A 24,638-nucleotide genomic window follows, 5' to 3' on the forward strand; every position below is an offset into this window, starting at 1 on the left:
ACGGGTGTTACTCGAACAGGGACAGGGTCAGCGTCGAGGCGTACTCACCGGCCGCGACATCCGCCGGCGTACGCAGGAACAGCTCCGCGTCGACCGTGTACTCGCCACCGGCCACCGCACCCGAGTCGAACGTGGAGACCAGCAGCTCCTGATCCACCAGACCCACGTTGTTGCCCGGCTGCGTCGGCTCGTCGAGGACGGTCACGACCTCCTCACCCTCGGCTACCAGACCGGTGTCGCCACCGTCGAGCAGCCGTGGCCGCCAGCCCAGGTGCCCGGCGTCGATCGGCTCCTGCCCGGCGGCACCCACGAAGTCGGACGCCGAACCGAGCACCGCCCACGCGGCGCCCGCCGGCACCTCGTCCGCCGTGCGGGTGTCGGTCACCGTGACCGTCGGCAGGGTGCCGACGAACTGGCGGACCAGCAACGCCGACCCGTCCTCCGACAGGGCCACCGAGTCCGCCGCGACCGAGAGCGCCAGCACCCCCGGCTCCCGGATCTCCTCGATGTCGACCGTCACCGACACATCGCCGTTGCCGTCCGGGTCGGCCGACGCCGGCGACGCCACCGCCACCGACCCGGCCACCATCGCGCCCGCGGCCGCCGCCGCGAACAGGCGCCTGCGATTACTCGTACTCATTCCCACGCTCCGTAGTCATTGTTGATTGGTGGACACAGGGCAGGTCAGCCGGCGCAGTTGACGCCGGAGTAGTCGACGGTGAAGACGCTCGTCACGTCCCGGCCGTCGATCGACCCGCTGGCGCGTACGGTCGCCGTGCCGTCCTCGACCGCAGCCGTCCGAGTGGTGAACTGCTGGAAGGCGTTCGCGCCCGGGGCCACGCTCGCCACCGACCGCTCGCCGTACGCGGTCCGCAGGACGATGTCCAGCGGCGCGTCGTGGGCGTTGCGGGCCTGCACCGCGACGTACGCCTTGCCGGCGACGCAGCGCACCTGCGCGCTGACCTCGACGGGCAGCACGGTGGGCGACCCGGCTTCGAAGGCCCAGGTGTCGAGCTCGAACAGATCCTCGCCCTGCGGTCCGGAGTAGGTGAAGTACACGTCGTGCACTCCGCTGACGCCGTCGAGCTGGGCACTCAGCTCCGTCCACTCACCGAGCGGCGCGTCGACCGAGATGGTCCCGACGACCGGTCCGGTGAGCTCGTCGAGCCGAACCTCGATCTTTCCGCCGGCCACGAGCGGACGCACCTTCGCCGTCACGCTGCCGGCACCCTCGCCGAAGTCCACCGACGACAGCGCGGTCCAGTCGCCGTTGTCGATGTCACGCACCACCAGGTTCGGGGCCTCGGCGCCGAACTGGGCGGATCCGCCGTCGATCTTCTCGGTCGCGATGCCCTTGCTCCAACCGAACGTCTCCGCCTCGAAGACCCGGAACGGGTCGAAGTTGCGGACCTGCTCGACGCCGGCGTAGGTGCCAACGACCTGCTGGATGGTGCCGTCCGGGTTGAAGGTCATTTCCTGGATGTGCGGGCTGCGGTAGCCCTGGGTGTTGTTGCCGGTGATCCGCTTGTTCAGCGTCGGGGCGTGGTACGTGAAGTAGTACTTGCCCTCGTACTCGAACGCCGACTGGTGGTTGTTGCCCCCGGTGCCGCTGCCGAAGAACTGCGACTGGTTCGGGAACAGCACGCCCGCGTAGGTCTCCTTCGGCCAGGACATCGGGTCCTCGGAGATCATGTAGCCGATCTGGCCACCCTCCGGGTAGCCGGGCAGCCGAGTCTGGTTGCCGCCGAAGTCGTTGCCGCCGAAGTGCGACGAGTACGAGAGGTAGTACTTGCCCTCGCGCTTGAACACCTGGGCTGCCTCGAAGGCCACCGGGGCGTCCACGACCGCCGACGTACCCTCGGTCGACACCATGTCGTCACCGAGCTTGATCACCCGCAGGTTCTTCGGGTTGTTGAAGCGCTCCTCCGGCGGCATGTTGGTCGAGGCGGGACCGCCACCGTAGTAGAGGTACGCCTCGCCGTCGTCGTCCACCAGCGGAGCCGGGTCGAACTTCCACGCCACACCCTCGGAGCCGGGGGTGCGGCCGTCGATCAGCGTGCTGGTGCGCTCGCTGGTCCACGGGCCGAGCGGCGAGGCACCCGTGATCACGTTGCTGGAACCGCCGCCGTTGGCGTAGTAGAGGAAGAACTTCTCCTCACCGTTCACGACCTTCTTGGCCATGCCCGGCGCCCACGAGTTGCCGGTGAACGGCGCCACACCGTTCGGGCCCGCGACCTGGATCTCACCGTGGTCCGTCCAGTTCACCATGTCCGTCGTGGAGATCAGGGTGATCTGGTTGATGTGGCCGTAGTTGATGCCGGGCGAGATCCCGGTGACCGGGTCGGGCTTGTACCCCTGGGTGTCGTTGGTCATGTACATGTACACCCGGCCGTCGTGCACGAAGCCGAAGCCGTCGGCGCCGAACTTGTGCCCGATCAACGGGTTGTGCTCGCCGGGCAGCTTGCCGACGACCTCGATGGTCCGCGACGCCGGCGGAGGCGGCGGGGCGCCGACCACGGACACGTCGTCGAGCTTGAAGTCCATCAGGTGCAGGTTCGGGTTCGCGGACGGGTTACTCGTCCACGGCGTCTCGAAGAAGAGCCGCGCCATCGTCACGTTCTGCCCGGCGGGGATGGTGAATTGGCCGTTGAACTGTGCCCACTGCCCCCTGGTCGCGGTCACGCTGACCAGGTTGGTGTAGGTGCCTCCGCCGTAGTGCATGGTGGCGAAGAACTCCTTGGTCGCGGGGCTGTCCGGGTTCTCGTACTTGATCCGGGCGGTGAGGGCGTACGTCTGCCCGGCCTGCACCTTGCCGGAGAGGTCCTGCATCGGGCCGGACCCGGTCGTCTGCCGGTCGGTCACCAGCGCGGCGTTCGAACCGGTGTGGGCGTCCGTCGTCAGCGACAGCGTCGCACCGTCGGTGGCGTTGCCGTTGTTGACGAACCAGCCGTCCAGGCCGTTCTCGAATCCGCCGTTGACGATGAGGTCGGTCTCGGCGGCCTGGCCGGGCGCCGCCGCGACGGCGAGCCCGGCGGCCACCATGGCGCCGACCGTCGCGATCGCGGCGACCCGTCGCCGGGTCGAGCTTCGGAAACGGTGTATCACTGAGCAACCTCCTTGGGGGTTTTGGGTTGGCGTTTACCGGACCTGCCGGGGACCGCAGTCGGTCGCGGGGTATTCGGCGGTGCGGACGGTGGTGACGTCGCGGCCGTCGACGGTTCCGGTGACCCGGACCGTGGCCGAGCCGGCCTCGACTCCAGCAGCACGGGTGGTGAACTGCTGGTAGGCGTTCGCGCCGGGCGCCACGTTCGACACCGAACGTTCGCCGTACGCGGTCTGGAGGGTGATGTCCACGGGCGCGTCGTGGTCGTTGCGCGCCTGCACGGCGACGTACGCCGTGCCGGTCACGCACCGGGCCTGCACCGTGACCGTGACGGGCAGCCCGGAGGCGCTCCTGAGCACGCCGAGCCGGGCAAGCTGGTAGCTGAGCGCCCGCTCCGGCGCGTCGATCTGGTTCTGCGTACCGAACTCGCCGGCCCGCGCCGCCGTCGCCTCGGCGAGCGCGGCCCGCATCGCCGCCCAGGCGTCCGCCGGGTAGTCGGCCTCGTGCAGCGTGCCCGCGTACGCGATGGCCGCGTCGAGTTCACCGGTGTCCAGCGGCTGGCCCTGCGCGGTCAGCGTGTCGCTGAGCAGGTAGTGGTCGAAGTCGACGTGCCCACCCTTCTGCTGGGTGGCGTAGTTGAAGAGACCGACCCGGTGCCCCATGAAGTGCGAGAGGCTGCCGTCCAGGGTCTGCGGGCCGACGCGGTTGCCCAGTTGCGTCCAGGTCAGCCCGTCGAGGCTGTAGTAGAACGTCGTCCACAGCTGCCCGACCGGCGAGGCGAAGTCGAGGTCCGCCTTCAGGTGCACCTCGGTCGCGTCGCCCAGCGGCACCGTCGTGCCGGGCAGGAAGTTCTCCAGCGTCGCCTGGTCGAGGTCGACTGCGAAGGGCTGCCCACGGTTGACCACGCCGAGCGTGTTCACCCCGTCGACCCGCTTGACCGCCACGTACGAGAAGCCCCGGTTGTAGGCGGCCAGACCCGCGACGTCGCCGTCCTTCATCGCGGAGATGTCCATCTTGGTCTCGGCGGACTGCCGCGGGCCGAACGTACGCTGCGAGAGCGTGTTGCGGGCCTCCTCGAACCAGGCCAGCTCGGCCCGGTTGGCGAGCTTGGTGTAGACGTACTCGCCGGTGACCACCTTGCCGGTGGTCAGCCGCAGCCAGCCCTCACGGTCGGTCAGCGACCAGTAGCGGTTGTCCGGGGCGTGGTTCCACTCCCAGGCCATGTCCAGTCGCGAACCGTTGGGCCTGATCTCGCCCTCGGTCGGGTGCTCGCTGGTGAGCGGCTGCCCGACGATCGAGACGTCGTCGATCAGGTACTCCACGCTGGAAGAGGGCGGCTGCGGGTTGGCCCACGGCGTCTCCACCGCGAACTTGAAGTTGTTCAGGTTGGCCGTGGCCGGGACGGTGTACCGGCCGGTGACGGTCGTCCACTCCCCGACCGGCACGTTCGCGAAGGTCATCACCTGCACACCCGAGCCCCAGTCGGCGACGAGGTTGAACCGCACGCTGCTCGGACCCGAGGTGTATTTGATCTTCGCCGACACGGTGTAGGTCACCCCGTGCTGCATCTTGCCGTTGAGGAACTGGTTCGGGCCGGAGCCGTTGAGCGTACGGTCGCTGACCTTCAGCGCCGTCGATCCGGCAGCCGGGTCGGTCGAGTCCAGCGCCAGCGTCGCACCGAACTGCGCGGCCCAGGGCGAGAGCGCCCCAGCCTCGAACCCGGGATTCTCCAGCAGCTCCACGCCGATCAGCGACTCGTCGATGTCGGGTGCCGCCGGGATCGTCCACTCCTCGTCCATGTACGCCTTGTGCGGGGCGTCGTTGGCGAAGTCGTCTGAGACGACGATGCTCTTCTGACGCTCGTACCGTTCCTCGGCCGGGCTGAGCCGGATCGGCTTGTCGAAGAGCCCCTCCACCGGCACCGCGCCGTTGTTGCCGAAGGTCGGCCACCCGTCCTGCCAGGTCGCCGGGATGAGCGCCGGGATGCGCCCGATCGGGAACGTGTCGCGGAAGAACATGCCGTACCAGTCGGTGCCGCCGTCGGAGCGCGAGATCGGCACCAGGCTGCCCTGGGCGAAGCCGTTGGAGTTCAGCACGCCACGCGCCTCGTAGGTGTTCACACCGCCGGGCGAGGTGTAGCGGCCGAGCAGCTCGGGTGAGCGGAGCATGACCACCTGCCGGCCCTGGCCGGACGGCCAGGTGATGACGACCACGTAGTAGTAGCCGTCGATGTAGTAGAACTGGGCGCCCTCGAAGAGGCCGCCGATGAAGGGCTGGCCGGCGTAGTTGTTGGCGCCGAAGACGTTCGGGTAGTCCTGCACGATGGCGGTCAGGTCGGCGTTGAGCCGCACCGCGCTGATGTTTCCGTTGCCGTGGAAGATGTAGGGCGTGCCGTCGTGGTCGAAGAAGAGCGACGGGTCGTGCAGCCCGCGGCCGAGGGCCGTACGCTGCCAGGTGCCGTTCTCGATGTCGTCCGTGCGGTAGATGTACGCGCCGCCGAGGTTGTTGGTGTTGAAGGCGACGTAGAACATGCCCTCGTGGTAGCGCAGGGACGACGCCCACTGGCCCTGGCCGTACGAGTTCTGGCCGTTGCGCAGGGAGAACGAGTCACCGATGCTCGCCCGGTCGAAGACGTAGTTGACGATCTCCCAGTTGACCAGGTCGTAGGACTTCATGATCGGGGCACCCGGGCTCAGGTGCATGGTCGTACTGATCATGTAGTAGATGTCGCGGCCCTCGTCGTTCTCCGCGGCCGGCACCCGTTCCACGCCGATGTCCGGCACGTCGGCGCGGAGCAGCGGCACCGAGTAGCGCCCGTCTCCCCGGTCCGTCGAGGTGTACGCCGCCCGGGGTGACCATTCGTCGGTGGTCGGCGCAGCACCCTCGGTGGCGTGCGCCGCGCCGCCGGTGGTCACGATGCCGGCGCACAGCAGCGCACCGACCGCGGTGAGCGAGATCGCGCGTCGCCGACGGGGCAGGCTCAGCACAGCGGCAAACCGTTTCAGCGTCGCGCCGACTGCCGGCAACCCGGCTACCCCTCGGGTCAGTCTGGACCCGGAGGGTGGATCGGAGACGGCAGCGATGGGCACCTGCATGGGGGAACTCCAAACGCGAGTGCTGCGGGGGCCCCCTATGTTGTTAGCGTTAACATGGATCGTCAAGACCTCCCCCGCGACTCGTCCGAAATATCCGTGTAACGAAACGTCTCTTGTCCGATGCGAGCGCTCCCACGGCCGCCGGCTCAGCACAGGTCGATCGTGTACTGCGCGGTGTGGACCGTCCCGCCGACCTGGAAGTCGCCAGCGGCCCCTACGGGCTGGCTCCCAGCAAGGGATGCCAGCATGGCGGCATGGATATCTACGAGGACGACCGGACCGTGTCGCGGGCGGATCTGGCCGCGTGGCTGCGGCAGGTGGCCAACCAGTTGGAGACCGGGCAGATCTTCTACGGCGCCGCGGGCACCATCGCCGTGGCCGACCAGGTGCACTGCGAGCTGGAGATCGAGCAGGAGGGCAAGGACGAGTTCTCGATCGAGATCGAGTTCTCCTGGGTCAACCCGAAGGCCTCCGCGCCGGCCAAGCCCGTAGAGGAGGTGGAGAAGGCCGACGACGCGGAGAATACCGACGAGGCCGGTTCGGCGGAGACCGACGTGAACGAGAAGCCAGCGGCGGCCCTCCCCGCGGCGTAGCGACACATCAAACCGCTCGGGGCGCCCGTCGGGCGCGCCCGGGCGGAGCCCGTCGCCCGCGCTCGGCGCGGTCAGCGCAGCCGACGACGCCCGGTGAACCAGTCCCGGGAGGCCCGGGTGTTGAGTGCCCAGAGCACCCAGGCCAGCAGCGCGAGACCGACGCAGGTGACCGCGCCGAAGAGGCCGAGCGAGGCCGCGGCCAGCAGACCCGCCAGGGCGTACGCGCAATAGGGCGCCCAGGACCGGCGGCCGACCAGGCCGAGCGCCACCAGCGCGCAGGCCGCCGCCATGACGGCGAAGAAGACGGGGGCGCCGAACGAACTGCCCTCGGTCAGCAGGCGGTGCGCCACCGCCAGCGCGAACAGCAGCGACAACAGCGTGAAGGCGAGCACGGTGAGCCGGAGCGGGGTGGGCATCGCGGGATGTCGGAACATATCCCCGTCGCCGCCACCGGGGGCGCGTACGACCATACGGACAACGATGGTTGCCTACCTCTGCCGCACGGGTGGCACTGTCGGCAAGGCGACACTTCCGCGTCGGCGTCCGGGTGGATCCCCCGACACACTTGCGTTCGCCCCAAAGATGACAGTCAATGAAAGGAGTCGGTCGGACACGGGGAGTTCACATGCCTGTCCCGGGAAGAACCCGCCGCCTGCTCGCCGCCGCCACGGTCGCGGCGCTGGCCGGCACGGCGGTCGTCGCCGAACCGGCCTGGGCCGGCGCCCGGCAAGCACACGTCGAAAATCCGTACGCCGGGGTGCCCGGGTACGTCGATCCGCAGTGGCGGGACCGGGCGGAGAGCGTTCCGGGCGGACACCGGGTGTCGAACACCCCGACCGGCATTTGGCTGAACCGGGTGAGTCAGATCGCCGGCGAGCCCGGAGAGCGGGGGCTACGGGCCCACCTGGATGCCGCGTTGGCACAGCGCGCCGGGTACGTGCAGGTGGTGCTGAACAATCTCCCCGCCCGCGACTGCGCCCGGCTCTGGCCGAGCAGCGAATTCGCCGTCGGCGAGGTACACCGCTACCAGCGTGAGTTCATCGACCCGATCGTGGCCATCGAACGTGACCCGCGATACCGGCGATTGCGGATCATCAACGTGATCGAACCCGGCGCCGTACCCGCACTGGCCGCCAGCATCGGTTACAGCCAGCTATGCGAGGGCGTGGTGCGCAGCGGCGACTACGTCACCGGCATCCGCTACGTGCTGGACAAGCTTCACCCCTACGCCAACCTCTACGCCTACCCGGGCATGGGCCACCACGCGGAGCTGGGCTGGGACGAGACCCGGTCGACCGGGGTACGCCTGCTCACGGAAATCGTCGGCGGCAGCCGGGCCGGCGTGCACGGCGTCGACGGCATCATCGTCAACACCGCCGGGTACGGCGCGCTGGTCGAGCCGTACTTCAGCGCGGACACCACCATCAACGGGGTGCCGGCGCGGCAGACCCGGTGGGTGGACTGGAACAGCTTCGTGGACGAGTTGCCGTACGGGCAGCAGTTGCGGCGGGAGCTGATCGCGGCCGGGTTCCCGGAAGGCGTCGGTGTGCTGATCGACACCTCCCGCAACGGATGGGGCGGCCCACGCCGACCGACCGGTCCGAGCACCGCGCAGGAGGTGAACACCTTCGTCGAGCAGTCCCGCGTCGACCGGCGTACGGCGGCGGAGAACTGGTGCAACCAGTCCGGTGCCGGTCTCGGTGAGCGCCCTGCCGTGGCGCCACAGCCCGGCGTCGACGCGTACGTCTGGATGAAGCCGCCCGGCACCTCCGACGGCACCGGCGATCGGGCGCAGGCCGCCGACCCACACAGCGGCTTCGACCCCAAGTGCGACCCGGACCACCAGCCGCCGACCACCTCCGGGTGGCCGCCCACCGACGCGCTGCGTGACGCACCGCCGGTCGGCGCCTGGTTCCCCGCACAGTTCGCCGAACTCATGGCGAACGCCCACCCGCCCCTGCCGTCGGCCTGACCCGATCACCTTCTCCGAGTACGCAGCGCAGCCGGGTCTGACCGTCGTGGCATCATCGGCCACATGCCGCACGTGCTCGACTCGTCACGCACCGCGCCGTCGGGCCGCCGGCCCGAGCTCGCGCGCACCGAACCGGACCGGTTCGGTGCGCTGCTGCGCCGACACCGCACCGAATCCGGCCTGACGATCGACGAGTTGGCCGCCGCCTCGGGAGTCAGCGTCCGGGCGATCAGCGACATGGAACGCGGTCGTAGCCGGGTGCCGCAACGGCGTACCGTCGAGGCACTGGTCAAGGCGCTGGAGCTGCCGGCAGACGCGGCCACCGCCCTGCGCGACAGCGCCCGTGCCGGGCGGCGCGACGCGCCGGCGGCGCCCGCGCTGGCCCCGCCGCGTAGCGTCGCCGACTTCACCGGCCGACACGACGAACTGACCTGGGTGGGCGACCTCGTCGCCCGCAGCGCCGAACCCGCCGACCGGCAGGGCGCACCGGTGGTCGCGGTCGTCTCCGGGCCGCCCGGGCTGGGCAAGACCGCGCTCATGGTGCAGGCCGCGACCCGGTACGCTGCGTCCTTTCCCGACGGCGTGCTCTTCGTTGACCTGCGCGGCCTGGACGTCGAGCCGCCCCGCCCGGCCGATCTGCTGCTCCGTCTGCTGATCGCGCTCGGTGTGCCGGAGAGCCGGGTGCCGGCCGACCAGCACGCCCGCAGCGCCCAGTACCGGGCCCTGCTGCGCGAGCGGCGCAGCCTGCTGCTGCTCGACAACGCCGCTGACGAGGCGCAGGTCCGCCCCCTGCTGCCGGGCGCCGGCAGCACCATGACGATCATCACCAGCCGGCGTTCCCTGGCCGGGTTGGAGGCGGTCGACCGGCTCACGCTGCCGGCCCTCACCGCCGGTGAGGCGGTCGCCCTGCTGCAACGGATCATCGGACCGCAACGCGCCGCCGCGGAGCCGGAGGCCATGCTGCTCGATCTCGCGCGAGCCTGCGGGCACCTGCCGCTGGCACTGCGGATCGCCGGCAACCGCCTGCTCAGCCGGCCGGGCTGGAGCATCCGATACCTACTGTCCCGGCTGGCCGACCAGGACGACCGGCTCGACCTGCTGGTCGCCGGAGACCTTCAGATCGCGGCGCCGTTCATGCTCTCCTACCGGCAACTGTCCGCCGCTGCGGCGCAGACCTTCCGGCGGCTGGCGGTGCTGCCCGGCCCGGACGCGGGTCTGGAATTGGCCGCGCAGGCCGCCGGACTGGACCCACCGGAGGCCGAGGCGGCGTTGGAGGAACTGGCCGAACTCGGGCTGCTCCAACCGGCCACCGACGGCCGCTACCGGTTTCATGACCTGATACGGCTGTTCGCCCGGGCCCGACTGGCCACCGAGGAGACCGCAGCAGCACGACGGCAGGTCGAAGAGCGCGTGGTCACCTGGTTGCTCGCCACCGCGGTCGCCGCCGGCCGCTGGTTCGAGCCGAGGTACGCCGCCGCGCCCGCTGCCGGAGCGTCTCCGGTCGCAGGTCGTGCCTGGGCGACGGCGCAGGACGCCGGCCGCTGGATCGAGCAGGAGGGCGACAACTGGTTCGGCGCGCTGCGATCGGCCGCCGCCGCCGGCCGGCACGCCGAGGTGCTGGCCGTCGCGGACGCCATGCACTGGTTCTCCGACCGGTGGACGCACTGGGAGCACTGGCTGGAGGTGTACCAGATGTCGGCGGACGCGGCCGAGGCGCTCGGCGACCCGGGTGAGCGGGCGGTGCACCTGAACTACCTGTCCTGGGCGTACACCACCTGCGCGCACCGGCCCGACCTGGCCGAGGCGCCGGCCCGGGAGGCGCTGCGACTGGCCGCCGCCGCGGGCGACCCGAGCCAGCAGGGCTGGGCCTGGACCTACCTCGGGCTCGCGGCCCGGAGGCGGGGTGACGCCGCCGGGGCACAGGTGGCGGCCGGGGCGTCGCTGCCGCTGTTCGAGGCCGCCGCGGACTGGGACGGGTACGCGCAAGGGCTGGCCCTGCTGGCCGGCAGCCTCGCCAGCGCCGGCCGGCACCGCGAAGCCATCGCACAGTACCGGCGGTTGGACGCGCTGCTGGCCGACCCGGACCGGGCACCGTCCCCGCTGGTCGGTGAGGTGACCGCCGGGCACGTGCACCTGAACATCGGGCTGAGCCTGCTGGTGCTGCGGCGGTGGACGGCCGCCGCGGCGAGCTTCCGGGCCGCGCTGCCCCGGCTGCACCGATCGGGCGTACGGCAGAGCGAGGCGCGCTGCCGGTACGGCCTGGGCAGCGCGCTCGCCCGGTTGGGTCGCGCCGACGAGGCCCGCGCCGAGCTGCGCCGGGCGGTCCGTATCGCCCGCCACGTCGGTCCGGCCGATCTGGTGGACACGGCGCTGCACCAGATCGCCGAGCTGAACCCGCCCACGGAGCTGAACCCGCCCACGGAGCTGAACCCGCCCACGGAGCTGAACCCGCCCAGCGAGCGCCGCGTGGGCTGAGATCGGCCCGCTCGACGACCGAGGTTAGTTTGACCAGGTGTAGCCGGCCAGATCTGAGACAGCCTGGGTCTGGCCGAGACTGACCAGAGCGACCGCTCCGACGGCAACCAAGACGACAGCGGCAACCACAAACACGGCACGCAGACGCACAATGACCTCCCGCGCTGATCGAGCTACTCCGATGCCGTGAGGGTACCGCCATTCAATCGGCGGCCGATCCTGCACCAACGATGCTGCCCGATAGTGCAGGTAGGTCGAATACCTGCTGCTTTTTTCGGTGGAGGTCCGCTGAGGTGTGCCGGTCTCAGGTTCGTTGAGTCGATGGCGAGATCGGCAGAGCTGACACCTTCTCGTTCGGGCCCTGTCGAGCTGAACCGTTTGCGCCATCACCAGTGCGAGCACCTGGCCGAGCAGGGGTGGGCCCTGGCCGCACCCTGGCCCCGCCCTGCTGGCCCGCCCTGCTGGCCGCGCCCTGGCCTGGCCCCGCCCGGGGCCGCCTCGCTGATGGTTCTCGCCGCGATTCGTTTGCGCTATCAGGTCGACAGGGCCGACATGCCCATCTGCTGACTCAGCCCGGCCACGATCGGTGCCAGCTCAGCCCGCGCAGGGCCGGAGCCAGCTCAGCCCGGGCAGGGCCGGAGACAGCTCAGCGCGGCGCGGCCGTCCACATGCGGGTCGTCGGCGTCGTGACTGGGTCGAGAACTGGATCCCGGAACCGGGCACGGGCGGTGGCCACACCCGCAATCTCGGCCCGGCCCAGGCCGGGGGGCCCAACCAGTATGCGATCAACTACGCCAACGAGGGCACGGACTCGGAGCGGTCTCGGCCCCGGCGGCGGGCAGTGCAAACACGAGCGCCGCGAACACGGATGCGGCGGTTCGCCGCGGGATCCGGGAGCGGGCGAAGAAGACGCTCAACGAACTGGTTGGGCGGTTCCCAGGCGCGACGGAAGTTGACCGCCGGCCGGTCCTGATCCCGCACCCCGCCGTGACCATCAGACGGAGGGCGGCGGCAAGAAAGCCGCCGCCCTCTGCGACCGGTCCGTCACTCGCCCGTCCCGGCGGGCCGTGACTTCTGGTCGAGTACGCGCCGGAACTCGACCAGCGTCTTCTTGTCGGCCTTGGGCAGGGATCCGGCCTTGGCGGCTGCGCCACGGTTGAGCCGCTGGTCCTGAGCCTGCGCCGCCAGGGCCGAGGCCGGCACGTTGCTGCTCACCACCTCCACCTGGAGGGTGGCCTGGAAGCAGCGCGGCGCGGTGGCGCAGTCACCCTGTTGGCCGTCGATGGTCTGCGTACCGAGGGTCCGGTACGCGGGCGGGAACGACAGCAGGCTCGCGAAGCCCAGGAACTGCGGTGCCAGCGGGCTGTCGTCCTCCAGCACCGTCACCACGGCGGCCAGCGGGGCGGCCTCCTCCAAGGTGACGACGATCGACCGGTTCGCCGGCAGGTCGACCTGGGAGTTGTCGTCGACGTCATTGTCGGCGAAGGTGAAGCACCGCACGTCGGGCACGGTCTGGCCGAGCACCGTGCAGGTGGCGGTCGGGTCGAGGACGCCGACGATGATCGGGTTCCACTCCCCCGTACCGGCGAGGCCCTCGTCCCCGTCGGCGAAGGAGCGCAGGCTCGCCAGCGTGACCCGCAGAGTCGTACGCTGCGGAACCACGGTGGCCGAGCGGGTCACCGTGTTGTTGTTCTCTCCGCCGCCCGGCTCCACCACCTGGTTGAAGACGTCGACGACGGCCGAGGTGGTGACCGTGCCGGTCTGGAGGTACGTCCCCTGGAGGGTTACCGTCTGCGACTCACCGGCGTTGAGGCCGCCGATCCGGGCCGTCGGGCCGATCGGGTCGCTCTGCCGCAGTCGCCACTGCACCCAGAACGGCCCGGTCGCGATGGGACCGTTGTTGCGCACCGTGATGCGGGCGGTGGTGGCCAGTCCGCGTACCGGCGAGGCCGGGTCGAGGGTGAAGCTGGTGATCACCAGGTCAATGGGCGCCGGCTGCACCGTCACCGCACGGACGAAGCGGTTGTTCGCCTCGTTGGTCTCCGAGACGTTGTTGAAGGCGTCCACCCTGGCCACCGTGTTGAAGTTGCCGGCCCTCGGGTAGGCGAACGTGAACGTGATCGTGGTCGTCGCTCCGGCGCCCAGGCCGTTCACCTGCTGGGAGACGGTCGACAGGCTCGGGGTGCTGACGAAAAGGGCGTCCGGGTTCCACTCGACCAGGAACGGACCGGCTGCGGTGTTTCCGGTGTTGCGGATCCTGATCGACACGGTCGCCGGCGCCGCCTGGGTTGGTGACGACGGGTTGATCGTGACGTCCTCGATCATCAGGTCCACGGTGTTCGGTGCCACCACGACCTGGAGCTGGAAGGTGTTGTTGGTTTCGTTCAACTCGGTGACCTGTCGGTCCGGGTCCACCGTCACCGTGCCGGGGAAGGTGCCGGCGAACGGGTAGGTGTACGCCAACTGCACGGTGGTGGCGGCCCCGGCGGCGAGGCCGGCGACCCGGATCGACACCGGCGGGGCGAGCAGCCGAGGTCGCCACTGCACGCGGAACTCGGTCGCCGCCGTGTTGCCGGTGTTGGTAACCGTGATCGACGCGGTGGTGCTCTGGCCCACGACCGGGGCGGAGGGCGTCAGGACGACCGCCGAGACGACCAGGTCCGCCCGGGGCAGGTCGACGTTGAGCGTACGGGTGAGGGTGTTGTTGCCCTCGTTGCTCTCCCGTACGGCGTTGGCGCTGTCCACGGTGACGGTGCTCGGCCAGGCACCGGCGACCGGGAAGGTGAAGTCTATCGATATGACTCTCGACTGCCCGGCGGCCAGGCCGCTCACCTGCTGCGTCAACGTGGCTGCCAGCGGCCAGGGCCGCCAGGACACCAGGAACGCGCCGGCGGCGGTGTTGCCGTTGTTGGTGATGGTGATCTGGCCGGTGGCGACCCGCCCGCTCACCGGGCGCGCCGGGACCGTGTTGAGGGAGGTGACCACCAGGTCGACCGTGGCGGCGACCACGGTCACCGGCAGCAGCGCCAGGTTGTTCGCCTCGTTGGTCTCCGCCACGCTGTTCGCCGAGTCCACCACCGCAACCGTCTCGAAGTTGCCGGCGGTCGGGAAGGTGAAGGCAAAGGTGAGGGCGGTCGAGGTGTTGGCCGCGAGGCTCGCCACCGGGGTGGACGGTCCGCTCGGCGCTAATGGGTTCTGTCGCCACTGCACGACGAATCCGGGCGCCGCGCAGGTTCCGGTGTTCCGTACGGTGACGGTGAAGGTCGCGGGTTGGCCTTGGACGGGCTGACTCGGTGTGACGCTGAACCCGGTGATGCTGAGATCCGCGCAGGGTTCCTGGGCTTGTGCCGCCTGCGGACCGGTCAGCGCGAGACCGAGCCCGAGCAGGACGGCCGTCGCCGCCCCGAGAAGGCGACGCAGTGGGCCATGTTGTCCTGACATGATGCACCTACCTCTTTTGGTGCCGCCCCGCGGTGATGCGCCGCCTGCCGTGCTCAGGCGAGCGCCCGCCCGCGTTGCTCTGGAACTGCGGGAAGGCCCAACAACGACTGAATCGTGGGGGCCACGTCGAGAAGTGACATTCCGGCACGGTAACCGGCATCCACCCGGTCTCCGGCCATGACGAGGACGCCCTGCTCGGCGTGGTTGGCGTCGTCGGGGCCGGTGTCGTTCTCGAAGCTGTAAAGGTCTGTCGCCGGCCCGATCGTCCCCGCAGCCCGCCACCGCAGGTCGCCGAAGTACACGATCAGGTCCGGCGGTACGCCTTCGATCTGTGGGTACACGTCCTCCGGACGGAAAGCCCGATTGCCCATCGGCCTTCCCAGGTGGTCGGCGAGCGCCTCCAACTCGGCGATGAGCAGGTCGCGGACCTGCTCGTACTCGCTCGGGGGGACCATCCCCTGCGGCTCGCGTCCCGCCACGTTGATGAACAGGCGCCCGTAGTAGCCGCCCTCGGCCCAGGCCGTCGTCCGCGACCAGTCCACCCGGCACTGCGAAATGGGCATGGCCGTGGACGGCTGCTCGGCGAGGACGAGCAGGCCACGGCGACGCAGCCACTCGTTGACGTGGAAGCCGCCCAGCATCGGCTGGGCACCGTGATCACTCGCGATCACGACGGTGGTGTCGTCGTCGAGCTCGGCCAGGAAGGCAGCGAGGTGGCGGTCGAGCGCCCGGTAGTAGTCACGGAAAATCGTTTCGAAGGCATTTCCCGCCTCGTACCCGGGATGCTGCGGATCGCAGTACCGCCAGAATCCGTGGTGCAGCCGGTCGGGGCCCATGTCAACGAAGGAGAAGAACGTCCAGGGGCGGGTCCTGGCCAGGTGCCGGGCCACGGTGAACCGCTGCTCGGACAGGTCGAAGATCTGCTGGCTGATCCGGGGCTTGTCGTCGGTCCGGAAATCCGTCACGTCCAGCAGGTAGCCGTTCGTCAACCGGTGGATCTCACCGGCAAGCTCTCGGGGCCAGGTGTAGTCCGCGCTCGTGGACGGTGCGAGAAAGCACGAGACGAGGCAGCCCTTGACGGCGCTCGGTGGGTACGTCCCTGGCACTCCGAGGATCACGCTGTCGCCGCCCGCCGCCCCCACCATGTCCCAGATGCGGGGTACCCGGACGGACCGGGACGTGGCGATGCTGAGGCGGTCGTAGCTGTGGTCCGCCCGGTTCCGGAAGCCGTAGATCCCGATTTCCCCGGGCGACCGGCCCGACATCATGCAGGACCAGGCGGGCACTGTGATCGGTGGGACGACGCTGGTGAGCGGACCCCAGAGCGATCGTGCCCGCAACGCCGTCAAGGTCGGCATGTCGTCCGCGTAGCGGTCGAAGACCAGCTGGGGTGCCACGCCGTCGAGCCCGATCACGGCGAGCCGACCGGTCCTGTTCATCACTGCCTCCGCATCTCTCCCGCCGCCGCGGCGGCGCGAGTCGCCCGCCGCTCACCCTGACAGCGGGGCGTCACCCACCCGTCAACGCCGCCCTGAACGGATACGACGGCGCGATGACGGAGCGGGAGTTTGCTGGAGCCGACATCCGATCCCGTTGTCCTGCCCAGCCATGAGGTGGTGGCGTGCCAGCCGAGACGTACAAAACAGTCCTGGATTTTCTCGTCTTTTCGCCGCCCGGATTCACGGATCCGGCACCTGCCATCGCCGCGAGTCGCGCTGGCGCCATCGGAGTGTTGAACCTCGAGTTCACCGATGACCTCGACGCGGCGCGGGCCGGGGCACGGTTGCTGGCCGGGCAGGCGCGCGGCCGGTGGGGGGTGCTGGTCGACCACGCGGGAAGGTTCGTGGAGCCCCTGCTCACCATGCCTGCCCAGCGGCCGGACGTCGTCGTGCTGCCGGCGGGCGTACCGGAACTGCCGGCCGTGGTGGCGCAGGTCCGGGCGGCCGGGTCGGCGGTGTTCGTGGTGGCGACCGACCTGGCGGACGCCCAGCGCGCGGACGACATCGAGGCCGACGCCGTGATCGTGAAGGGCAACGAGGCCGGCGGGTGGGTGGGTGAGGAGACCTCGTTCGTGCTCGTGCAGCAGTGCCTGGCCGCGCTCCGGCTGCCCGTGTGGATGCAGGGCGGGATCGGCCTGCACACCGTGGCCGCCTGCCAGGCAGCCGGCGCGGCCGGCGCGGTGCTCGACGGCCAGGTGTTGCTGGCTCGGGAGTCGTCGCTACCGCCGGCCTGGCGGGCCCGGCTGTCGGCGGCCGACGGCGCGGAGACGCTCTGCCTGGGTACGGAGGTCGGCGCCCCGGTCCGCGTCCTGTGCCAGGGTCCTGCCCCGGAGGGCCTGCTGCCGCCGTCGGATCCGGACGACGGGCCGGGGGTGACGGACGACGCGCGACGCCGGTGGCGCCGGAGCGTCGTGGCGTGCGCCGGGCGGCCGATGGAGCCCGGCGGGGTTCTCGCCGTCGGTCAGGACGTCGCCTTCGCGGCTGACCTGGCCCGCCGCTTCGTGACGGTGGGCGGGATCGTCGGTGCCCTGCGCGATGCCGCCGTGGCCGGGTGCCGCACCGCGCGGGCCAGCAACCCGCTGCGGGCGGACAGCCCGCTGGCGCGTTCCCACGGCACCCGGTTTCCCCTGGTGCAGGGGCCGATGACCCGGGTCAGCGACCGGACCGCCTTCGCGGCGGAGGTGGCGGAGGCGGGTGGTCTTCCGTTCCTCGCGCTGAGTCTGATGCGTGGACCGGACGTCGCGGCGCTGCTTGAACAGACCCGCGCCCGGCTGGGCGACCGCGCGTGGGGCGTGGGAATTCTGGGCTTCGTACCCCCGGAACTGCGCGAGGAGCAACTGGCGGCCATCCTCGCCGCTCCGCCGCCGTTCGCCCTGATCGCGGGCGGGCGGCCGGACCAGGCGCGGGCGTTGGAAGCGCACGGGATCGCCACCTACCTGCACGTGCCCTCCCCGACGCTGCTCTCGATGTACTTGCGCGACGGGACTCGACGCTTCGTCTTCGAGGGCCGCGAGTGCGGCGGCCACGTCGGCCCGCGGAGCAGCTTCGTGCTGTGGGAGTTGGCCGTCCGGACGTTGCTGGCGGAGATTCCCGCCGGCGCGGACGCCGGCGAATACCACGTCCTGCTGGCGGGTGGGATCCACGACGGCAGGTCGGGGGCGATGGCGGCGGCGATCGCGGCCCCACTCGTGGAGCGCGGGATACGCGTCGGCGCGCTGATGGGCACCGCGTACCTGTTCACCGGGGAGGCGGTCGACTCCGGTGCCATCACCACAGATTTCCAGCAGGCCGCGATCTCCTGCCGGGACACGACCCTGCTGGAGAGCGGGCCCGGCCACGCCACCCGGTGCGCGCGGTCGCCGTACGTCGACGACTTCGCCGCCCGCAAAAACCAGTTGCGGCGCGACGGCGCCAGCCCATCGGTGCTGCGGGACGAACTGGAACGGCTCAACGTGGGCCGGTTGCGCATCGCCACCAAGGGCATCGAGCGGCGTCCCACCGCCGAAGGGACGGAGACCGAACTGGTCACCGTGGACGTCGCCGAGCGATGGAACCAGGGCCTCTACATGATCGGCCAGATCGCCGCGCTACGCGCCGAAGTGAGCACGGTGGAGGAACTGCACCGCGACGTGTCCGAGGGCAGCGATGAACGGCTCGGGTCGCTGGCGACTCCCCCGGCCCGCACCGAACCCGTACCGGCCCCGGCGGACGTGGCCGTCATCGGAATGGGCTGCATTCTGCCCGGCGCCCCGGACATGCCCACCTTCTGGGCCAACATCCTCGACAAGGTCGACGCCATCACCGAGGTTCCCCCGCGTCGCTGGGACTGGCGCCGCTACTACGACCCGGACCGGGCCGCCCGGGACCGGGTCTACTCCCGCTGGGGTGGCTTCGTCGACGAGGTCCCGTTCGATCCGGTGGCCTTCGGCATGCCGCCGCACTCGCTGCGCTCGATCGAGCCGTTCCAGCTGCTCGGGCTCCTGGTGGCGCAGGCGGCGCTGCGGGACGCGGGATACCTCGACCGGCCCTTCCCCCGGGCGCGTACCGCCGTGCTGCTGGGCGCCGGCGGGGGCGGCGGCGACCTCGCCGGCGGCTATCTGGTGCGCTCCGCGCTGCCCGGGCTCTTCGGCGACGCCGCCGCCCGCATCACCGCCGAACTCGGATCCGCGCTGCCGGAGTGGACCGAGGACAGCTTCCCAGGGCTGCTGCTCAACGTGGCGGCCGGCCGCATCGCCAACCGGCTCGATCTCGGCGGCAGCAACTTCACCGTCGACGCGGCCTGCGCCTCGTCGCTCGCCGCGATCCACCTCGGCGTCCTGGAGCTGACGCAGTACCGCAGCGACCTCGCCATCGTCGGTGGCGTCGACGCGATCCAGAGCCCGTTCGCGTACCTGTGCTTCAGCAAGACGCAGGCGTTGTCGCCCAGTGGCCGCTGCCGCCCGTTCGACGCCTCGGCGGACGGCATCGCCATCAGCGAGGGATTCGCCGCAGTCGTGCTCAAGCGGCTGGCCGACGCCGAACGCGACGGCGACCGGATCTACGCCGTCATCCGGGGGATCGGCACCGCGAGCGACGGGCGCGACCGCAGCCTCACTGCGCCCCGACCGGAGGGGCAGGTCCAGGCGCTGCGGCGGGCCTACGCGCAGGCGGATCTCCCCCCGGCCACCGTCGGTCTGGTCGAGGCGCACGGCACCGGCACGGTGGCGGGGGACCTGGCGGAGTCGCAGGCGTTGACCGGCGTGTGGGCCGAGGCCGGCGCCGGCCCGCAGTCCTGCGCCGTCGGTTCCGTCAAGTCGATGATCGGGCACACCAAAGCCACGGCCGGGGTCGCCGGACTCATCAAGGCCGCACTCGCGCTGCACCACAAGGTGCTGCCGGCCACGCTCGGCGTGACGACACCAAACGCCAGGGCCGGGCTCGCCGCCGGGCCGCTCTACGTCAACAGCGAGAACCGGCCCTGGCTGGCGATGCCCGACGGCGCACCGAGACGGGCCGGAGTGAGTTCGTTCGGTTTCGGCGGGACCAATTTCCACCTCGTGCTCGAGGAGTACACGGGGGCTTTTCTGCCCGCGCCGCCGGTGCGGGAACGCTGGCCGGCCGAACTGTTCGTCTGGCGGGCCCGGAGCCGCGACGAGTTGGCCGACGCGGTCGGGCACCTGCTCGGCCGGCTCGAGTCACTGCCACCGGCCGAACTGCCCCGGCTCGTCGACCTGGCCGCTGCCCTCGCCCACCGCCGGTCCAGCCGGGAGTCGCCGGTACGCCTGGCTCTCGTCGCCACCTCGCCGGCCGACCTGGTCGCCAAGCTGCGCCGGGCCCGTGGCGTCGTCGCCGGGCCCGACCCACGGGTGCACGCTGCGGACGGCCTGCACTTCGTGGCCGACGGCGGGCAACTGAGCGGCGGGCGGCTGGCCTTCCTCTTCCCTGGGCAGGGCTCGCAGTACGTCGACATGGGACGCGACATCGCCCTGCTCTTCCCCGACGTGCGGGAGAGCTTCGAGCGCGCGGATCGCCTGTTGGCGAAGCGGTGGGACGAGCCGTTGAGCCGTCGCGTCTTCCCCGCGCCGGTCTTCACACCCGAGCAGGCGCGGGCGCAGAGCGAGGCCCTCGCACGTACCGACGTCGCCCAGTCCGCGCTGGGGGTCATGGAGCTGGCGTACCTGGGGCTGCTGCGTCAGGCCGGTGTCGCGCCGGACCTGGTCGCCGGGCACAGCTACGGGGAGTTCGTCGCCCTGGCGGCGGCGGGCTGCCTGCCGGAGGACGACCTGCTGCGGCTCTCCGAGGCTCGGGGCCGGTTCATCCGCGAGGAGTCCGCCGACGGCGCGATGGCCGCAGCGCACGCCACGCCGGACGACCTGCGTCCCCACCTGGACGGATCGGACCTGGTGGTGGCGAACCTGAACTCGCCGACGCAGACGGTCGTCTCCGGCCAGCGGGCGAGCGTCGACGCGTTCGTTGAGCGATGCCAGGCGGCCGGCATCGCCGTGCGTACGCTGCCGGTGTCGTGCGCCTTCCACTCGCCGCTGATGGCGCCGGCACGGGACCGGCTCGCCGAGTTGCTGCGCGCCACCGAGTTCGCCGCCCCTCGGATCCCGGTCTACGCCAACACCACGGCCGCCGCCTACCCGGGCGATCCGGCGGAACTGGCTGACCTGCTCGCGGAGCACCTGGTACGACCGGTGCGCTTCGTCGAACAGGTCGAGGCGATGTTCGCCGCCGGCGCGCGGGTATTCGTCGAGGTGGGCCCCAGAAACATCCTCTCCGGACTGGTGTCGGGCATCCTCGGCGACCGACCGCACCTGGCCGTACCGATGGACGTGCCGGGCCGGCCGGCTCTGGCCACGATGCTCGACTGCCTGGCGGCGCTCGCGGTGGAGGGTGCGCCCGTCGACGTACGGCGGTGGTTCGACGGGCGGTCCACGGGCGACCTCGGCCTCACCACGCTCGGGACCCGTTCCGCCCCTCGCCCCGGTCTGTGGCTGGTCGACGGCGGGCGGGCCCGGCCGGCGTCCGCACCGGCCCAGCGGCAACCGACGGACGGCGCCGCCGACCGTCTCGACGAGTTCGACCCTGGAGGGCAGCAGGTGACCGAGAGCGCGACGCCATCGCCGAACGGCAACCGGATCGACCACGCAAATCCGGCCCAGGTCCTCGGCGTGCCGGACGCCGACCCGGCACCAGGGCCGGCGGCACCCGCCCGGCTCGCCGAGGTGCCGGCGGTCGGCCGGACGGACCAGGTGATGGACTCGTACCACCAGGTGATGCAGCAGTTCCTCGAGACCCAGCGCAACGTCATGCTGGCGTACCTCGGGGTGCAGGGCGACCTGCCCGGTCCGGCCGGTCCGGTCGTGGTGCCGCCCACCCGCGAACGGCCCGCCATAGCCGGGCCGGCCCTGGTCGGCCAGGACGTGACGGGCCGGGCGGTGACGCCGCCGGCCGTGGCGGTGCCGGCCGTGGCGGTGCCGGCCGTGGCGGTGCCGGCCGCACGGACCGCACCGGAGAGGGCGACGGTGTCCATGGAGGACGCCGGGCTCGCGGCACCGGTCGACGCCGCGCGACCGCCGGCCGGGCCCGAACCTCCGGCCGGGCCGAGTGGCCAGCAGGTGGGCCGGGAGGAGCTGACGAATCGGCTGATCCAGGTGGTCAGCGACCGCACCGGCTATCCGGAGGAGATGCTGTCACTCGACGCCGACCTCGAGGCCGACCTGGGGATCGACTCGATCAAACGGGTGGAGATCGCCGGCCTGATGCTCCAGTCCCTGTCGTTGCCGGAGGGCACCGACCCCGATCTGGAGAGCATGCGCAGCGGCCGCACCCTGCGGCAAATCGTGACCGCTTTCGAGCAACTGACCGGCACCGGCGAGCCCGGACCGCAGCTGACCGGGACGGGCACCGAGCGCCCTTTTGATCCGGTGCCGACCGACAACCGGCGGATCGGTCGGCACCTGCCCCGGGTGGTCACGGCACCACCCCCGGGCACGCCGGGTGAGCTGGCGGACGGCGCAGTCGTCGTGGTCGACCGCGGATGTGCGGTCGGCGCCGCGACGGTGGACCGGCTGCGGGCCGAAGAACGACCGGTGCTCCGGGTGGTCATCGGGCCGTCCGGCACGCCGGGCGCGGACCTCGTCGTCGACGACCCCGCCGAACCGCAGGCCGTGTCGCGCCTACTGGACGACCTCCGGCAGCGCACGGATCGCGTCGCAGGGCTGGTGCACCTCGCCGCGCTCACCCCGCCCGACCCGGCACTCGACGCTGCGGTGGACCACGTGTGCGGGCTCTTCCTGCTGGTTCGTGGGCTGGCCGCCGACCTGGAGACGGCAGCGCGGGCGGGCGGTGGCGTGGTGCTGGCCGCCACCGGACTCGGCGGTCACCTCGGTCTCGACGGCGTCGGTCCCGGTGGACCGGCCAGCGCCGCCCTGCTCGGCTTCCTCAAGAGCCTCGCCCACGAATGGCCCATGGTACGGGTCAAGGCCGTGGACGTGCCGCCAGGACCGGCGGAGCAGGTCGCCGGCCACCTGCTCGACGAGTTGACGGCGGACGACGGCGTGGTCGAGGTCGGCTACCGCGACGGCCTACGCCACACGGTCGCCGTGGCCCCGGCCGACCTGGTCGGCCGGGATCGCACCGAGCCCCTCGGCCCGGACGGCGTACTGCTGGCCACCGGTGGGGCTCGCGGGATCACCGCCGAGGCCGTGTCGGCGCTCGTCGAGCGGTGTCCCGGCGGCACCGTGGTCCTGGTGGGGCGCTCCGCCGTCGGCGAGGAAGACCCGGCCACGGCCGGGCTGACCGACCCACGCGAGCTCCGCCGCGCGCTGCTGAAGCGGGCGCAGGCCGCCGGCGAACCGCACAGCCCGGCGGCGGTGGAGGCAGCGTACCGGCTGCTGCTCGGCGCGCGGGCGGCCGCCGCCACCGTACGGCGCCTGCGGGCGGCGGGCGCCCGGGTGGAGTACCTGGCCTGTGACGTGCGCGATCCGGTCGCGTTCGGTGCCCTCGTCGACGACGTGTACGCCCGGCACGGGTGCATCGACGGCGTGATCCACGGCGCGGGCGTCGTCGAGGACCGGCTCGTCGGGGACAAGGAGCTGGACTCGCTGCGGCGGGTCCTGATCACCAAGCTCGCCCCGGCCGAGGTGCTCGCAGCCAGGCTGCGGCCCGAGCAGCTCCGCTTCGTCGCGTTCTTCAGCTCCGCCACCGCCCGGTTCGGCAACGCCGGCCAGACCGACTACGCGGCGGCGAACGAGGTGCTCAACAAACTCGCCACCGAACTGGACGCCCGATGGCCCGCCCGCGTGGTCGCCATCGGCTGGGGACCGTGGGAGTCCGGAATGGTCTCGCCGGAGCTGCGGCGGCGCTTCGCCGAGCGCGGCGTGGCGCTGATCGGCGTCGAGGTGGGACGCCGGTGTTTCGTCGACGAGTTGACGTACGGGCGCAAAGGCGAGACCGAGGTGATCATTGGCGGAAGCGCCTGGAACCCGACGCCGGGACGCATCGTCGCCGGCACCCCGCCCCGGCCGCTCGCCGCCCGGGCAAGGGCCGTCACCGGCGACAGCCTGCGGTACGCGTTCGACCTCGCCCACGACACCTACCTGGCCGACCATCGGCTCGACGGCCGCCCGGTCGTCCCGTTCGCGATGGTTCTCGAGCTGGTGACCGAGGCCGCGGAGGCGTTCTTCGCACCCCGGACCGTCACCGGCGTGCGTGACCTGCGGCTACGGCAGGGCATCCTGCTGCCCGCCGGGCCCGAACCCGAGCCGGTCGAGGTGCTCGTCACCGCCCGGCTGAACGCAGCGGCCGAGGCCAGCGGCCCGAGCGCCGGCGTCCTCACCGCCGAGGTGACCGTCGCGGCGGCGGCCCGGCCGGCGCAGGTGTACTACCACGCGACGGTGGAGTTGGCCGCCGCGATGCCGGCACCGCCCGCCGAGCCCGCAACGTCCCAGCTGGACGGGTTGCCCGCGTTCCCGGTCGGCGTCGCCGAGGCGTACGCGACGATGCTGTTCCACGGTCCGGTCTTCCACGCCATCGCCGAGATCCACGGCATGGACCGGCGCGGCGCCCGCGCCGAGCTGCGCCCCTCCGTGCCGGCGCGGTGCGTGCGGGCACCGGAGTCGGCCCGCTGGGTGCTCGACCCCGTCCTGGTCGACGCCGCCCTCCAGATGCAGGTGCTCTGGGCGCGGATCCACTGGGACATGACCCTGCTCCCCACCGAACTGGGTCAGCTGAGACGGTACGCCGACCTGGCGCCGGCCGGCGGCCCCGCACCGATCCGGCACGAACTGCGAATCCGGTCCGCGAGCCGGCCCCCGTTGTGCCGCGCGGACCACTACTTCCACGACGGCGAGGGCCGGCTGCTCGCCGTCATCACCGACATGGTGGGCGTCGGTAGCCGGGCGCTGCACCGGCTCGCGGACTCCCAACCCGGCTCGTCGTCTGCGGCGGTCGGCTGAGATGGACGGGAAGACCCGA

Annotated in this window: 10 protein-coding genes; 4 read left to right on the forward strand and 6 right to left on the reverse strand. The window is 71.5% G+C overall.

The window, feature by feature from the left end:
- Positions 1 to 7: 7 nt before the first annotated feature.
- The 3 genes from Vqi01_RS01860 to Vqi01_RS01870 are packed head-to-tail and all read right to left on the reverse strand — an operon-like array spanning position 8 to position 6,198.
- Positions 8 to 640: a hypothetical protein gene (locus Vqi01_RS01860; protein WP_204032343.1), complete on the reverse strand. Its 633-nt coding sequence runs from the start codon at positions 638 to 640 to the stop codon at positions 8 to 10.
- 44 nt (positions 641 to 684) lie between these two features.
- Entirely contained in the window at positions 685 to 3,105 is a 2,421-nt protein-coding gene (locus Vqi01_RS01865; protein ID WP_204032345.1) for a family 43 glycosylhydrolase, read from the reverse strand.
- A 33-nt stretch (positions 3,106 to 3,138) separates the two neighbouring features.
- Complete coding sequence (locus Vqi01_RS01870; protein ID WP_239098114.1) at positions 3,139 to 6,198, reverse strand: beta-xylosidase family glycoside hydrolase; 3,060 nt, start codon at positions 6,196 to 6,198, stop codon at positions 3,139 to 3,141.
- 254 nt (positions 6,199 to 6,452) lie between these two features.
- On the opposite strand from Vqi01_RS01870, the gene Vqi01_RS01875 reads away from it, so the two are divergent.
- Positions 6,453 to 6,791 (forward strand): amphi-Trp domain-containing protein, encoded by a 339-nt coding sequence (locus Vqi01_RS01875; protein ID WP_204032346.1) that lies wholly within the window; start codon positions 6,453 to 6,455, stop codon positions 6,789 to 6,791.
- 71 nt (positions 6,792 to 6,862) lie between these two features.
- Here Vqi01_RS01875 and Vqi01_RS01880 read toward each other — a convergent pair whose 3' ends face one another.
- The gene (locus tag Vqi01_RS01880) at positions 6,863 to 7,261 is read right to left on the reverse strand and encodes a hypothetical protein (RefSeq protein WP_204032348.1); all 399 of its coding nucleotides are present in this window, start codon (positions 7,259 to 7,261) and stop codon (positions 6,863 to 6,865) included.
- Positions 7,262 to 7,416: 155 nt separating this feature from the next.
- Between Vqi01_RS01880 and Vqi01_RS01885 the strand changes: the two genes are divergently transcribed.
- Positions 7,417 to 8,763 (forward strand): glycoside hydrolase family 6 protein, encoded by a 1,347-nt coding sequence (locus Vqi01_RS01885; protein WP_204032350.1) that lies wholly within the window; start codon positions 7,417 to 7,419, stop codon positions 8,761 to 8,763.
- Positions 8,764 to 8,826: 63 nt separating this feature from the next.
- Positions 8,827 to 11,238 (forward strand): helix-turn-helix domain-containing protein, encoded by a 2,412-nt coding sequence (locus Vqi01_RS01890; RefSeq protein WP_204032351.1) that lies wholly within the window; start codon positions 8,827 to 8,829, stop codon positions 11,236 to 11,238.
- 1,044 nt (positions 11,239 to 12,282) lie between these two features.
- Here the strand turns inward: Vqi01_RS01890 and Vqi01_RS01895 are convergent.
- Both Vqi01_RS01895 and Vqi01_RS01900 read right to left on the reverse strand, forming a co-directional pair.
- Complete coding sequence (locus Vqi01_RS01895) at positions 12,283 to 14,679, reverse strand: CARDB domain-containing protein (RefSeq protein ID WP_204032353.1); 2,397 nt, start codon at positions 14,677 to 14,679, stop codon at positions 12,283 to 12,285.
- A 53-nt stretch (positions 14,680 to 14,732) separates the two neighbouring features.
- On the reverse strand, positions 14,733 to 16,118 hold the full coding sequence (locus Vqi01_RS01900; RefSeq protein WP_204032359.1) for an alkaline phosphatase family protein: 1,386 nt from the start codon (positions 16,116 to 16,118) through the stop codon (positions 14,733 to 14,735).
- A 182-nt stretch (positions 16,119 to 16,300) separates the two neighbouring features.
- On the opposite strand from Vqi01_RS01900, the gene Vqi01_RS01905 reads away from it, so the two are divergent.
- The gene (locus tag Vqi01_RS01905; protein WP_204032361.1) at positions 16,301 to 24,619 is read left to right on the forward strand and encodes a type I polyketide synthase; all 8,319 of its coding nucleotides are present in this window, start codon (positions 16,301 to 16,303) and stop codon (positions 24,617 to 24,619) included.
- Positions 24,620 to 24,638 lie beyond the last annotated feature (19 nt).

This window comes from Micromonospora qiuiae, from assembly GCF_016863555.1.
GTDB lineage: Bacteria > Actinomycetota > Actinomycetes > Mycobacteriales > Micromonosporaceae > Micromonospora > Micromonospora qiuiae.

Excerpts from the sequence above, each read along its gene's own strand:
- Vqi01_RS01875 (WP_204032346.1), top strand. The coding sequence starts at position 6,453 with ATGGATATCTACGAGGACGACCGGACCGTGTCGCGGGCGGATCTGGCC.
- Vqi01_RS01860 (WP_204032343.1), bottom strand. The coding sequence starts at position 640 with ATGAGTACGAGTAATCGCAGGCGCCTGTTCGCGGCGGCGGCCGCGGGC.
- Vqi01_RS01900 (WP_204032359.1), bottom strand. The coding sequence starts at position 16,118 with ATGAACAGGACCGGTCGGCTCGCCGTGATCGGGCTCGACGGCGTGGCA.
- Vqi01_RS01895 (WP_204032353.1), bottom strand. The coding sequence starts at position 14,679 with ATGTCAGGACAACATGGCCCACTGCGTCGCCTTCTCGGGGCGGCGACG.
- Vqi01_RS01880 (WP_204032348.1), bottom strand. The coding sequence starts at position 7,261 with ATGGTCGTACGCGCCCCCGGTGGCGGCGACGGGGATATGTTCCGACAT.
- Vqi01_RS01890 (WP_204032351.1), top strand. The coding sequence starts at position 8,827 with ATGCCGCACGTGCTCGACTCGTCACGCACCGCGCCGTCGGGCCGCCGG.
- Vqi01_RS01870 (WP_239098114.1), bottom strand. The coding sequence starts at position 6,198 with ATGCAGGTGCCCATCGCTGCCGTCTCCGATCCACCCTCCGGGTCCAGA.
- Vqi01_RS01885 (WP_204032350.1), top strand. The coding sequence starts at position 7,417 with ATGCCTGTCCCGGGAAGAACCCGCCGCCTGCTCGCCGCCGCCACGGTC.